Raw genomic sequence first — 12,979 nt, forward strand, 5'->3', positions numbered from 1 at the left:
GTGATGAAAGAGGAAATCGAGGACACCGTACGCGCGAGCCGCGCGCTGGCAGCGGCGGGCCTGACGGACATGGTGTGGGGACACGCCGCTGTTCGCGCACAGGACGGCGACGGGGTCTGGATGAAAGCCGCCGGCTGGGGCTTCGAGGAAGTGGACGCAGAGCGAGTGGTCCTGGTGAGCCGGGACGGGGACGTACTCCACGGCCGGGGCAAGCGCCACATCGAGTACCCCATCCACACCGAGATCATGGCGCGGCGCCCGGACGTCGGCTGCGTCGTGCACACCCACGCCCCGGCCCTGAGCGCCTTCGCCTCTCTCGACGTCGAACTACGCCCCCTCTCCCACGACGCAGTCCCCTTCTGCGAACCGCAGTTGCCGCGCTTCACGCAGACGGGCGCGCTCATCGCAACCGCGGAACTCGGCGCCGCACTGGCCCAGAAGCTGGGTGACGCGAACGCCGTCCTGATGCCCCAGCACGGCGCCGTCACCGCCGGACCGGACGCGGCCACCGCGGTCATGTACGCGGTCCTATTGGAACGCGCCTGCCGCACCCAGCTCATGGCCATGTCCGCAGGCGGTCCGAAGGTCTGGTCCGACCCGGCCGAAGTGGAGCTGAAGAACCGCCAGGTCTGGAACGCGGGCCAGCGTGAGGCGGGTTGGAAGTACCTTCAACGACTCGCCGAGAGGACCAGCTCATGACGACCGACACCACAGCCGCTCCCGCCACTGCCACCGCTGAGGAGAAGCAGCTCTACGACGACTTCGCCCAGCACGGCCTCATCCCGCTCTGGACCCAGCGCGAGGATCTGATGCCGCTACGGCCCACCCCGAAGGCGGTCCCCCACGTCTGGCACTGGGGCGATCTGTATCCGCTGGCGGCCCGGGCGGGCGCGCTGGTTCCGGTGGGGCGAGGAGGTGAGCGCAGGGCGATCGCCGTCTCCAATCCGGGCCTGCCCGGGCTGCCGTACGCGACGCCCACGCTGTGGGCGGCCATCCAGTATCTGGGGCCCGGCGAGATCGCGCCCGCCCACCGGCACAGCCAGAACGCCTTTCGGTTCGTACTGGAGGGTGAGGGGGTGTGGACGGTCGTCGACGGCGACCCGGTCGCCATGCGGCGCGGGGACCTGCTGCTCACGCCGGGCTGGCGGTTCCACGGTCACCACAATCCGCATCCGCGGCCGATGGCCTGGCTGGACGGTCTGGACATTCCGCTGGTCCACTCCATCAACGCCGGGTTCTTCGAGTTCGGCGAGGACGGTGTCGAGGAGAGGTCCACCCCGCACCGCTCCCGCGCCGAGCGCCTGTGGGGACAGCCAGGACTACGGCCGGTATCGGCCACCGCACACGACACCCCCGACTCCCCGCTGGCCGCCTACCGTTGGGAACACACCGACGCCGCTCTCACCGCCCAGCTGGAGCTGGCCGCCGAGGGGCACCCGGGTGTCGTCGAACCCGGCCACGCCGCCGTCCGCTTCACCAATCCCACCACCGGCTCCGACGCGCTGACCACCCTGCGCACCGAGATGCACCGGATCGTGGGCGGACAGCACACAGCCGCCGTGCGCGAGACGGGATCGAGCGTGTGGCAGGTCTTCGACGGCAGGGGTGCCATCACGCTCGACGGCACGCGCAGGGACCTCGCGCGCGGCGATCTGATCGCCGTGCCCTCCTGGTGCGAGGTGACCATCGAGGCCCACAGCGACCTGGACCTCTTCCGGTTCGGCGACGCACCCGTCATGGAACGGCTCAACCTCGCTCGCAGGGAGTACGCGTGAGACTCGCGACCATCCGCACCCGCGGCACCACGGCCGCCGTACGCATAGACACCGACCAGAGCGTGGCCGTCGAGATCGGCTACCAGGACGTCGGCGCGCTCCTGACCCGCCCCGACTGGCGCGAGCGCGCCTCCCGCGGCGAAGGTCCCCACCACGACCTGACCGGCCTTGACTACGCCCCGGTCGTCCCCCGTCCGTCGAAGATCTTCTGTGTCGGTCTCAACTACCGTTCCCACATCGTGGAGATGGGCCGCGAGATCCCCGCGTTTCCCACCCTCTTCGCCAAGTTCGCGCCCGTCCTGATCGGCGCGCACGACGACATCGTGCTGCCGGCCGTGTCGGAGGCGATGGACTGGGAAGGCGAGCTGGCGGTCGTCGTCGGGGCGCGGACCCGGAAGGTCACCCCGGACGAGGCCGCGGACCGCATCGCCGGCTACTCCGTCCTCAACGACGTCACCGCCCGCGACTGGCAGTACCGCACGAAGGAATGGCTCCAGGGCAAGATCTTCGAGGCCACCACGCCGTTCGGCCCCTACCTGGTGACCCCCGACGAGGCCGACGTCACGACGCGAACCCTGACCACCGAGGTCGACAGCGAGCCCGTCCAGCAGGCGGGCATCGGCGACCTCGTCTTCGACCCCGCCGCCCTCGTGGCGTACCTCTCGACGATCATCACTCTCGAACCCGGCGACGTCATCGCCACCGGTACCCCCGGCGGGGTGGGCCACGCCCGCACGCCGGCCCGCTATCTCACCGACTCCACCGTGCTCACGACCCGCATCGAGGGGCTCGGCGAATGCCGTAACACGTGCGTACAGGAGAAGGTGCGTTGACTCCGGACGAGATCCCACGAACCCGACTCCTGCGGTGGTTGACGGAGGGCACCGACCTACTCACCGTGCACCTCGCCAAGGTCACCAACGTGCGTCAGCCGTCCACCCTGCCGGGCTGGACCATCGCCCATCTCCTCACCCATCTCGCCCGCAACGCCGACGCCTTGAGCAATCTGGCGCGATGGGCCGCGTCCGGGGTCGAGAACCCGATGTATCCCGGCGGAGCCGGCCAGCGAACGGCCGACATCGAGGCCGGAGCCTCGCGGCCCGGACCCACGATCATCTCGGACGTGGTGGACAGCGCCGGGCGCCTGGCCGGCCACCTCGAAAGCCTGACGGAAAGCGCCTGGAATACTCGAGTCCGCACAGGACAGGGGCGTTTGGTGCCCGCCGCGCTCATCCCGTGGCTGCGCGTCCGGGAAGTGTGGATCCACCTCGTCGACCTGGGTACCGGCATCTCCTTCGCCGACCTGCCGGACGACCTGGCCGCCGCGCTGCTGCCCGATGCGATCGCCACTCTGGCGCGCCACCCCGACTGCCCCGCCCTGGTCCTGCGTCCACAGCCGCCCGGCAGCGAAGTGATCACTCGTCCTGGGGCTGTCGCCATCACGGTCGAGGGAACCACCGCGGATCTCCTCGGCTGGACGACGGGCAGGGCCGGTGGCCGAGGGCTGACGACCTCCGCACCCGCCCTTCCCGACCTGCCTCCCTGGCTGTGACTGTCAACCGATACCGGAGCGCATCATGAACCTCACCCACTTCGGGCACGCGTGCGTGCTCGCCGCGTTCGAGACCTCGGAAGGGAGCACGCGCCTTCTCCTCGACCCCGGTACCTACGCCTCCGGATTCGAGGACGCCCGTGACCTGGACGCGATCCTCTTCACCCACGAGCACCCCGACCACCTCGACGTGGACCGGCTCCACGGCCTCGTCAAGGCCAATCCCGGTGTGCGGTTGATCGCCGCCCCCGGCGCCTCGGCCCGCCTCGGGGAAACCGGGATCGCCCACGAGGCCGTCTCCCCGGGGGCCACCTTCAGCGTCAAGGGTGTCTCCGTCGCGGTCCTGGGCGGTGAACACGCCGTCATCCACCCGCAGTTGCCGCGCGTGTCCAACAACGCCTACCTGATCGACGGCCGACTCCTCCACCCCGGTGATGCGTTGGTCATCCCTCCCGGCCCCGTCGAAGTCCTGCTCGTCCCGGCGGGCGGGCCGTGGATGAAGATCAGTGAGGGCATCGACTACCTCCGCGAGGTCGCGCCCGGCACCGCGGTGCCAATCCACCAGGCAGGCCTCGCGGACGCCCACCAACAGCTCCACCATCAGCTCCTGCGCACCCTCGCGCCCGAGGCCACCGACATCCAGGTACTCGAACTCGGCGTACCCACCGGCTTCCCGGGCGACATACCCAAGAACACGGTGTCGGGCCGCAAGCCGTAGAGGGTGGACTCCTCGCCGGAGGGCGTTCCTGGCACAGGCCGATTGGGGATCCGCCCCCGCGGCTTCGGAGGCGACCACACACACCGACGATTCTGGCACAGAGATCTTGGGGGACGGTCGCGAAGGGTCACCACGGCGTTCGACCGCAAGGGTTCAGGTTCGTGTGAGACTGCCTACGCCCTGCCGCCTGGCAGGCGGAGGGTGACACTCCGTCAGGTCTGTGATGGTTTCCGCTGTGACCGGTGACGGTACTGGTCATGCAGGCCGACGCTTCATTTGCCCGGCACCGCCGAAGGCTTGCTTCACGGGACTGCCATTCCCTCGCAGCCAGTGTGGGCAGTAACGGTTGTCGGGATTCGTGGCCCAGTTGAACTTGGATCCTATGTCCTCATTGTCGGCACGAAGCCGTGCAAGCGGCGGGTAAGTTCTGGTGAGCTCCTGCAGGGCCAGGGTCTGAACCTCGGGCACGGTTGGCTTCGTCGGCGTCTCCCGACTCCATCTATAGACCTGTTCTGACTCCACCTGCTGGGTCCTTTGACACCGGGCCTTCGGTCCCGAGGCCGCGCCCTGTAGGTCGGTGCATGCCTTACGGATCACAGCTGCTGCTCGCTGCGCGGACCAGCCCTGGGCTCTGCATGAGCAGCGGCTCATGGTGGGTGCGGTACTCCTCCAGCACGCCCTCGACCATGCTTGGCTCCTGAGGCGAAACGACACCGACGTCCCACAGAAGGCCGAGCATCAAGCGCTGCGACCGGTCTGGCGGCCACCGCCGGTAACCCGCTTCCCTCCGGTCATCGAGCGGTGAGGACGTGCGCCCACGGCTCATCGATGTCGGCCAGACCCAGCACGGCGACCACGTTGTCGAGCATTCCAGCGCCGAACCAGCGCCGCACGGCGTCGTCGTCGCCCAGCAGCTGCCCAACGGTGTCAACCTGCTTGGCGTAGCAGCGCCGCACGGCCTGCCCCACCAGCGGCTCGCCGGCGGCACAGTTCGCGTGCATGAGGAAACGCAGGATGCTCCGGTCCGCGACGAGCGCGGCGTAGGCGCCGCGCGCCGCATCCAACGCCGCCTCGGGCGCCGGCCCAGCCCCACTCGACGCCGGCGAGTGAGCGACCAGCGTGTCGGTCATGATGACGGACACGTGGTCGACCACTGCCGCGAACAGCGCTTCCTTGTTCGGGTACAGGCGGTAGAGATACGGCTGAGAGATGCCGACCCACTCGGCGATCTCGTGCGTCGTCGTACCGTAGAAACCCTTTTGCGCGAAGCAGTCGACCGCGGCGGCCATGATGGCCCGACGTCGTTCGTCACTCTTCGTGCTGGTACCGGCGGCAGGCATGGGTGTCAGTCAAACACGGCTCCCCTCACCGTCCAAAAGTCACGCTGCGGCCAGAGTCGGACGGCACGTCGTGGGGCGTGAGTGCCTCGATCGCCACCAGCGGGTTCCAGTAGTCCAGGTAATGGGTGATGCGCGCGTCGTCGTCAGTGCGGACGACGGAGATACAGGTCTGCTCGTACGGCTTGCCGGTCGGCAGTGCAGTGCCCGTTGAGCGGAATTCGGCGATCACCAGACTCGGATCGACCGTGTCGTGGAACACCAGGTCGACGAACTTGACGTCAAAGGTCTCGGGGAAGCCGCGCATGTGGGCGAGCAGGGCGTCTCGTCCCGTGACCTGCTTCGGCACGCCGTCCGGGGCGTATGGGAACTCGAGCACCGCGTCCGGGGCGAACAGCTTCACCCACTCCTCGGTGTGCCCTGCGGCGGTGAGGCGCAGGTGCTCGGCTACAGCGTGCTGGGCGGCGGCACGGCGGTTGGCGTCGACTTCTTGGGCTGTCATATCCACTCCTATTGCGTTAGTGGTCGACCTATAACATACCATGCAGCAGCCGTTGCTGGTAGTCGGTCCGCAGCCCAGTCCGCCGCTCAACCGGGGCGGGAGGCATCCCGGGCATGACCGCAGGTCCAGGTCAGTCCGACGGGCTCCATACCCGTTCGCCTTGCGTGCGTCTGCCACGCGGGACCATCGTGGAGAAGGTTTGTCGTCCGTCGAGGCCAGGTGAGGCGCAATGAACGACTCCGCAGTGCCGCGGAGCAGCCCCTTGACGGGAGTGAGAGCGGTGACGGATTCGGCCGTGGTCGTGATCGTCGCCGACGCCCACCGCACGGTGATCTGCTGGAGCAACGGCGCACGCGCGCTCTTGGAGTTCACTGCCGACGACGTCATCGGTCGGCCCCTCGACGCCCTGCTCTCGGCCGACGGCCCGGCGTTCCGGCATCGCCGGGGTGTCCGGGTCGACGGCTCGCCGCTGGTCTTCCCACTGATCCTGGAAGGTTGGCGGGCCGGGTATCTCCTGACCGTCGCACACGAGGCGGACTCGCACCCTCCGGACGATGACCAGCTTCTGACCTGGGCGTTCTACGGGAACCCGATCGCCATCGGGGTCACGGACCTCGATGGCCGGCTGCTGTGCGCCAATCAGGCGATGGCCCGAGCAGCCGGATCGTCCGAAGCGGAACTGCGGGGGCACAACGTCACGGAGTTCCTCACCGGACCCGGGTTTTCGGAGATCACACGGCAGCTGCTGCGGGTGGCCGAGCCCGGTGTTCCCAAATCCATGGAAGCGTATGTCCGGTCCCCCGGGGAGCCTCAGGCGCCTGCCTGGGCCATCGACACCTTCCCGCTCACCGACGAAAACGACCAGACGCATGCAGTGGCCACGTGCATCTACGACTACTCGGAGCAGTACGGTTTGCGGAAGCGTATAGCCCTGATCAACGAGGCCCGCACACGCCTGGGGATGAGCCTGGACGTGTGGGGCACCGGCAGGGAACTCGCCGAGGTGGTCGTTCCACGCTTCGCCGACGCCGTCGCGGTCGATCTGTTGGGCAAGGTCCTCGGGGGCAAGCTGCCGACCTCCGTGCCCGTCGGCCGGCTCACGCTACGCCGAACGGCGTTCCTCCCCCACTCCGGGACGCCGTTCGGCCACCTCGCTCCCGGCGAGCTGGTCGTGCACCCGGTCTCATCCCCCTGGCCTCATGTCTGCGAAGCGGGAGACCGGAGCTGCACACCCTCACAGACCGGAAGGTCGCCGACTGGTCCAGAGGAATCCGGCCGAGGCGGAACGTCTCCGACGCGACGGCGTCCATTCGCTCATCGCGGTCCCCATCCAGGCTCGCGACACGCCTCTGGGTGCGATGCTGCCCCTGCGAAGCGCGCACACTCCGGAGGACTTCACATCAGATGACCTCGCAGTGCAGGCGACCCGCCTCATGCTCGATCTGCGTCAGGAAGTCCTCCGGCGTGCTGATCAGCAAGTCCGGGAGCGAGACGTCCCGGCCCCGGCCGCCGTCAGCTGCATCGTCGTCATCACGTGTTCCTCAGCAGTGGCTGCCCGCCGCCCGGGTTGGAGAGCCTGGAGGCGGCGGCCCCGAGCGCGTGTACGCCGGTACGAACACATCAGTCGGACCGGTCCTGCACTGGAGCGCAGACCACTCTTCGAGAGTGTCGGCGGAAGGAAACTAAGGGCCCGTAAAGAATCAACACGTTGCTTCCCGGTCTGCCTGTCGTTGGTGTGGTATGCCCATACCGAACGAGGTTCGTGACCAACTTGCCCTGAAACTTGGGGTGTTGTTACCTCATCTGAATGAACGGCAGCAGCGGTTGGCGCTGGCCGCCGAGGCCCGGCTGCTGGGCCACGGCGGGGTCCGGGCCGTCGCCCACGCCGCAGGGGTGAGCGAGACGACGGTGCGCAAGGGGGTCTTCGAGCTGGAGGGCGGTGAGGACCCATTGCCCGATGGCCGGGTGCGCCGGGCCGGCGGCGGTCGCAAGAGCGCCGAGGAGCTTGACCCGCTACTCGTTCCAGCTCTGCTGGCGCTGGTCGAGCCGGATGAGCGGGGCGATCCGATGTCGCCGCTGCGGTGGACGACCAGGTCGCTGCGGTCTCTGGCCGGGGAGCTGACAGGGCAGGGCCATGCCGCCTCGGCGCCGACCGTGGGCAGGCTGCTGCGGGAGAACGGTTTCAGTCTGCAGGCCAATGCCAAGACCCTTGAGGGCGCTCAACACCCCGACCGGGACGCGCAGTTCCGGTACATCAACGACCAGGCCAAAGACCATCAGGCAGACGGCGAGCCGGTGGTCAGTGTGGACACGAAAAAGAAGGAAGTCGTCGGGGAGTTCAAGAATACAGGACGCCAATGGAGGCCGGCCGGTGAACCCGTGCGGGTTGACGTCCATGACTTCCCCGGTGATGCATTGGGCAAGGCCCTGCCCTACGGCATCTACGACCTGGCGGCGAACACCGGCTGGGTGAACGTCGGTACGGATCACGACACCGCAGCCTTCGCCGTCGAATCGATCAACCGTTGGTGGAACGGGCAAGGACGCCTCGACTACCCGCAGGCCGGCCGGCTGCTGATCACTGCCGATGCCGGCGGCTCCAACGGCTACCGCACCCGGGCCTTCAAGACCGAGTTGGCTGCGTTCGCCGCCCGGACCGGCCTGACCATCACGGTCTGCCACATGCCGCCGGGCACATCAAAGTGGAACAAGGTGGAACACCGGCTGTTCTCCGCGATCACCATGAACTGGCGCGGCAGACCGCTGAACAGCCACGAGGTCGTCGTGCAGTCCATCGCCGCGACCACCACCCGCACCGGTCTCACCGTCCACGCCGAACTCGACACCGGCGCCTATCCCACCGGTATGAAGGTCAGCGATGCGGAGCTGAACGCAGTGCCGGTCACCGGACATGCCTTTCAGGGCAGCTGGAACTACACCGTGCACCCCCACCCCGCCAGCCCGGCAGGCCCCACCGGACCAACGCCCGGGCCGACGGCGGTCTTCGACCGCGGAGCTCTGTCACATCCCGCGCTGACCGGTATGACCTGCACCGCACTGACCGAGCTGACCGAGACCCTGACCATCGACTGGCGGACGCTGCAGAAACAGGACCCCGCCGCCCGACGCGACGGCGGCGAGCGACGCCGGGCTCCGGGCGGCGGCCGCAAAGCCAAACTCGACCTGGCCGACCGGGTCCTGGTCACCGTGTTGCAACAAAACCTCGCCCTGCCGCCTACCGTGCTGGCCCACCTCTTCGCCGTCAGCAAGGACACCATCCGCCACACCACCAGCGAGATCCGGCGGTTGATGGACCAGCACGCACACACACCCCGGCCCCCAGCAGCACACCTCAACACCGTGGCAGGACTCCTCGTCCACGCCACCGCACACGGCGTGACCCTCACGAGAGAGACCGCAGCAACGTGTTGATTCTTTACGGGCCCTAACGAGCTCGTGCATGGTTGGCGTTGGCGCGTCGAGAGGCGTGGTCCGCCTTCAGGTTCACATCTGCCCATCGCCGGACAGCGTGGCGGTCTGCTGGTGGGAGTGGAGCCCGGCGACGGCTTGGATGATGTCGGTCATGTGCTCGCGGCGGCCGTGGTGCCTGGCGAGGGCCCGCCAGTTCTTGAGGTGGGCGATGCCATGCTCGACGCGGATGCGTCGGGAAGAGTGGGCCTTGCGCTGGCGTTCATGCATCTCCTCGTACCATTCCGGGGCGTTCTTCTTGAACTTGCGGTGCGGTGGTGTGACCACGCGTCTGCCCGTCTGTGCTCCCAGTCCCTGGTAGCCGGCGTCGGCCAGGATCTCCACGAAGGCCCCGTCCGTAAGCAGCTTGACCAGGCCTAACCGCCGGGCGGGAGCGCGTCGTGGACGGTGCGCAGAACGCGCTCGGGGTGGGCCATGTGGTGCATCGATGCCGATGCCCAGATCAGGTCGGGCGAGCCGAGGTCGGGCCAGGCGTCGTCGAGGTCGGCCTGCACGGTGCGCACGCGTTCCTTGACACCGCGGGTCCACGCCTTGGTGCGCAGGCGCTGAAGGTGTTCGGCGGACGTGTCGACGGCGGTGACGTGCGCGTCGGGGAAGCGGTCGAGGAGGGCGAAGGTGCCCGCGCCCGTGCCGCAGCCGAGGTCCACGATGTGGCCGGGGGCGGTCTTCAGTGGCAGCGACGCGGCGATGGAGGCGGTGTGCTCGGCGAGGACCTCGGCGTCCAGGTCAAGGATCTCCGCCTGACCGCTGGTGTCCTGCTCGTGGTGGTGGCCGTGCGAAACGCCGTGGTGGGGGGTGTGCGTGTGTGCTTGGTTCATGCTCTTCACCGTAGGTCGACTATGCGCCAGAGGCGTACCGTCTCCCTGTTTGCGCAAGGCGATGGCCGTAGGTGCTGCGTGACGCGCAAAAGGGCACCGCTACGGAGGCCGTCGTGCGGCTCGCGGCGTCATTCGGGAGGGCCTTGAGCGTCGCCGTCGTCGCGCTGGTGGCCGCGGCGGGCGTCGCGGTCGAAGAGACCCAGGATCTCGCAGGGTCCACCCCCGGCGCCGATCGCGTGCGGCATCATCGTGGGGAACTCGGCGGCCTGATTGGTCTCGATGCGGAAGCGGCGCTGGCCGAGCATGAGGATCGCGGTGCCGGAGAGTACGACGAGCCACTCGCGCCCCGGGTGGGCGCGCATGCGGGCGGAGTTGTCGGGCGGGGGGTCGGTCAGGCGCTGGCGCACCACGCTCATGCCGGGGTCGGCCTTCAGGGTCCAGCGCATCCGGCCGTGGGTGCTGTCGATCGTCGGACTGGTGACGATGTCGTCGGTGGCGGTCTCCACGAGCTGATCCAGCGTGGTATCCAGGGCGCGGGCGAGGGTGACCAGCTGGTCCAGTGCGAGGCGGCGCTGGCCGTTCTCGATGCGGCTCAGTGAGGACTGGCTGAGGTGGGCGCGGGTGGCCAGTTCTTCCAGTGACAGGCCCTGCGCCACCCGCAGCGCGCGGATTCGTTTGCGTACGAGGCCGTCCAGCTCTCCACTTTCTTGCGGCATGAGCAACATTATATGCCCTAGATGCAATGCGGGGTTAGCGTCTGTGTAGATGGTCCGGTGTCTGGGACCACGCATGACGAAACAGCAGGAGGACATGGCTATGACGACTTCTCCGTACGCGAGCGACGCACTGCCCCGTGGAACCATCGACGCAGTGGTGATCGGCGGGGGCGCCGCAGGGCTGAACGGTGCTTTGACTCTGGTCCGCTCCCGCCGGTCGGTCGTCGTGATCGACAACGGCTCCCCGCGCAACGCGCCGGCTGCGGCCATGCACGGCTTCATCGTGCTGGACGGCACCGAGCCGCGCGAGATCCTCCGGCGGGGCCGGGAGCAGGTCCGCCAGTACGGCGGACACATCGTCTTTGGCACGGTGGCCTCTGCCGCCCCAACCGCCCCGTCGGCCGACGGAGACTTGCGTTTCACCCTCACCCTGGCTGACGGCCACAGCATCACCGCGCGCCGCCTCCTGGTGGCCACAGGTCTACGGGACGTGCTGCCCGAGGTCCCCGGCCTCGCCGAACACTGGGGAGACAGTGTGGTGCACTGCCCGTACTGCCACGGCTGGGAGGTCCGCGACCAGGCCATCGGCGTCCTCGCCACCGGCCCGGCCTCCGTCCACCACGCATTCCTGTTCCGCCAACTGACCGAGGACCTGACCTACTTCACCCACGGCACTGCCCTGGATGAGGACACCCGCGCCCGCTTCGCCGCCCGCAACATCCCCATCGTCGACACCCCGGTGCAGGAGGTCGTCAACCACGAGGACGGCACCCTCGCCGGGCTGCGCCTGACCAGCGGCCAGGTTGTGGGCCGCCGCGTCCTCGCGGTCGCCACACAGATGCAGGCCCGCACCGAGGGCCTGGACGCGCTAAAGCTTCCCATGGAGGACTTGCCAGACCACATGGGCCGCCGCTTCGCCTCCGGCATGGCCGGCACCACCGAGGTGCCGGGCGTGTGGGTGGCAGGCAACGCCACCGACCTTGCCGCCCAGGTCGGCGCCTCTGCCGCGGCCGGCGCCCTGGCCGGCTCCCACATCAACGCCGTGCTGGTCACCGCGGACACCGACGCCGCGCTCGCCGCCGCGCGGGGCGAGACACCCGCCCCCTGACAACGCCTCCCCGGGGGCCCAGCCGACCGCCCGGCCCAACTCGCCCCGTTCACCCACCGACCGGCCCTGCCCGGCGTCAGCTCGGCATGCCTATTTTGTGAGGAAATCCATGAGCACACCCCAGCCCCCACAAGCCGCGCCAGCCAGTGGCGAAGGCAGCCCAGACGCGCGTCAGCTGCGGACGGTCCTGATCACCGTCTCCATCGCGCTGATGTCGGTCATCGCCTCGGTGTCCGGGCTGAACGTCGCGCAGACCCACATGGCAGTGGAGTTCGGTGCCTCGCAGAACACGGTCCTGTGGATCATCAACATCTACACCCTCGCCCTGGCCGCCCTGCTGCTGCCGCTCGGCGCCATCGGTGACCGCCTGGGACGCAAGCCCATGCTCCTCGCCGGACTGGGCTTCTTCGGCGTCGCCACCGTCGTCTCGGCCCTGGCCCCGACGGCGGAGGTGATGATTGCCGCACGCGCCGCCAGCGGTATCGGCGCCGCGATGATCATGCCGATCACCCTGGCCGTCATCACCTCTACCTTCCCCGAGGAACAGCGCGGCAAGGCGATCGGCGTATGGACCGGCGTCGCCGGCGGCGGCGGCATCCTGGGCATGTTCCTCTCCGCCCTCCTCGTCGACGTCGCCTCCTGGCGTTGGCTGTTCGCTCTGCCGGTGGCCCTGATCCTCGCGGCCCTGGCCATGACGGCTAAGTCGGTTCCCAACTCCCGCGAGACCTCGGCCCACCGCTTCGACACCGCCGGTGCGCTGCTCTCCACCCTCGCCGTGACCGGCCTCATCTTCGTCCTGCAGGAAGGCCCCGAACGCGGCTGGACCGCCCCCATCACTCTGATCAGCCTCGCCGTCGGTCTCCTCGCGGCCATCGGCTTCGTGGCCTGGGAGCTGCACCACCGCGACAGCGCACTGCTGGACGTGCGGCTGTTCCGCGAGCGCGTGTCCGCGTACTCCCTGAAG

The 12,979-nt window shown here is 68.7% G+C and carries 12 protein-coding genes and 2 pseudogenes; 9 read left to right on the forward strand and 5 right to left on the reverse strand.

From position 1 onward, the window contains the following. Positions 1 to 3: 3 nt before the first annotated feature. The 5 genes from OG496_RS10450 to OG496_RS10470 are packed head-to-tail and all read left to right on the forward strand — an operon-like array spanning position 4 to position 4,045. Positions 4 to 699 (forward strand): class II aldolase/adducin family protein, encoded by a 696-nt coding sequence (locus OG496_RS10450; protein ID WP_405970573.1) that lies wholly within the window; start codon positions 4 to 6, stop codon positions 697 to 699. Beyond that, positions 696 to 1,775, forward strand: a complete 1,080-nt coding sequence (locus OG496_RS10455; RefSeq protein ID WP_405970574.1) for a cupin domain-containing protein — start codon at positions 696 to 698, stop codon at positions 1,773 to 1,775. The genes OG496_RS10450 and OG496_RS10455 overlap by 4 nt, the downstream gene beginning before the upstream one ends. Continuing rightward, positions 1,772 to 2,608 (forward strand): fumarylacetoacetate hydrolase family protein, encoded by an 837-nt coding sequence (locus OG496_RS10460; protein WP_405970575.1) that lies wholly within the window; start codon positions 1,772 to 1,774, stop codon positions 2,606 to 2,608. Before OG496_RS10455 ends, OG496_RS10460 begins: the two co-directional genes overlap by 4 nt. Next, positions 2,605 to 3,327 (forward strand): maleylpyruvate isomerase family mycothiol-dependent enzyme, encoded by a 723-nt coding sequence (locus tag OG496_RS10465; RefSeq protein WP_360080209.1) that lies wholly within the window; start codon positions 2,605 to 2,607, stop codon positions 3,325 to 3,327. Before OG496_RS10460 ends, OG496_RS10465 begins: the two co-directional genes overlap by 4 nt. A 25-nt stretch (positions 3,328 to 3,352) precedes the next feature. After that, positions 3,353 to 4,045, forward strand: a complete 693-nt coding sequence (locus OG496_RS10470) for an MBL fold metallo-hydrolase (RefSeq protein ID WP_405970576.1) — start codon at positions 3,353 to 3,355, stop codon at positions 4,043 to 4,045. 791 nt (positions 4,046 to 4,836) lie between these two features. Here OG496_RS10470 and OG496_RS10475 read toward each other — a convergent pair. Together OG496_RS10475 and OG496_RS10480 are read right to left on the reverse strand one after the other, a co-directional pair. After that, complete coding sequence (locus OG496_RS10475; RefSeq protein ID WP_405970577.1) at positions 4,837 to 5,385, reverse strand: TetR/AcrR family transcriptional regulator; 549 nt, start codon at positions 5,383 to 5,385, stop codon at positions 4,837 to 4,839. Between the two features lie 25 nt (positions 5,386 to 5,410). After that, the gene (locus tag OG496_RS10480) at positions 5,411 to 5,884 is read right to left on the reverse strand and encodes a nuclear transport factor 2 family protein (RefSeq protein ID WP_405970578.1); all 474 of its coding nucleotides are present in this window, start codon (positions 5,882 to 5,884) and stop codon (positions 5,411 to 5,413) included. Positions 5,885 to 6,179: 295 nt separating this feature from the next. On the opposite strand from OG496_RS10480, the gene OG496_RS10485 reads away from it, so the two are divergent. Both OG496_RS10485 and OG496_RS10490 read left to right on the forward strand, forming a co-directional pair. After that, entirely contained in the window at positions 6,180 to 7,292 is a 1,113-nt protein-coding gene (locus OG496_RS10485; protein WP_405970579.1) for a PAS domain-containing protein, read from the forward strand. Positions 7,293 to 7,624: 332 nt separating this feature from the next. Continuing rightward, entirely contained in the window at positions 7,625 to 9,316 is a 1,692-nt protein-coding gene (locus tag OG496_RS10490; RefSeq protein WP_405970580.1) for an ISAzo13 family transposase, read from the forward strand. A 72-nt stretch (positions 9,317 to 9,388) separates the two neighbouring features. Here the strand turns inward: OG496_RS10490 and OG496_RS10495 are convergent, their stop codons facing one another. From OG496_RS10495 to OG496_RS10505, 3 genes and pseudogenes are all read right to left on the reverse strand, one after another. After that, positions 9,389 to 9,697, reverse strand: a complete 309-nt coding sequence (locus OG496_RS10495; RefSeq protein WP_405970581.1) for a transposase family protein — start codon at positions 9,695 to 9,697, stop codon at positions 9,389 to 9,391. A 35-nt stretch (positions 9,698 to 9,732) separates the two neighbouring features. Beyond that, positions 9,733 to 10,191: pseudogene (locus tag OG496_RS10500) on the reverse strand (class I SAM-dependent methyltransferase); the annotation flags it as partial. Between the two features lie 128 nt (positions 10,192 to 10,319). Further along, entirely contained in the window at positions 10,320 to 10,907 is a 588-nt protein-coding gene (locus tag OG496_RS10505; RefSeq protein ID WP_405970582.1) for a helix-turn-helix domain-containing protein, read from the reverse strand. A 94-nt stretch (positions 10,908 to 11,001) separates the two neighbouring features. On the opposite strand from OG496_RS10505, the gene OG496_RS10510 reads away from it, so the two are divergent. Continuing rightward, entirely contained in the window at positions 11,002 to 12,015 is a 1,014-nt protein-coding gene (locus OG496_RS10510; RefSeq protein ID WP_405976601.1) for an NAD(P)/FAD-dependent oxidoreductase, read from the forward strand. 109 nt (positions 12,016 to 12,124) lie between these two features. After that, a pseudogene (locus OG496_RS10515) lies at positions 12,125 to 12,958 on the forward strand (MFS transporter); the annotation flags it as partial. Positions 12,959 to 12,979 lie beyond the last annotated feature (21 nt).

It is taken from the genome of Streptomyces sp. NBC_00988 (assembly GCF_045162645.1).
In the GTDB taxonomy this organism is placed as follows: Bacteria; Actinomycetota; Actinomycetes; order Streptomycetales; family Streptomycetaceae; genus Streptomyces.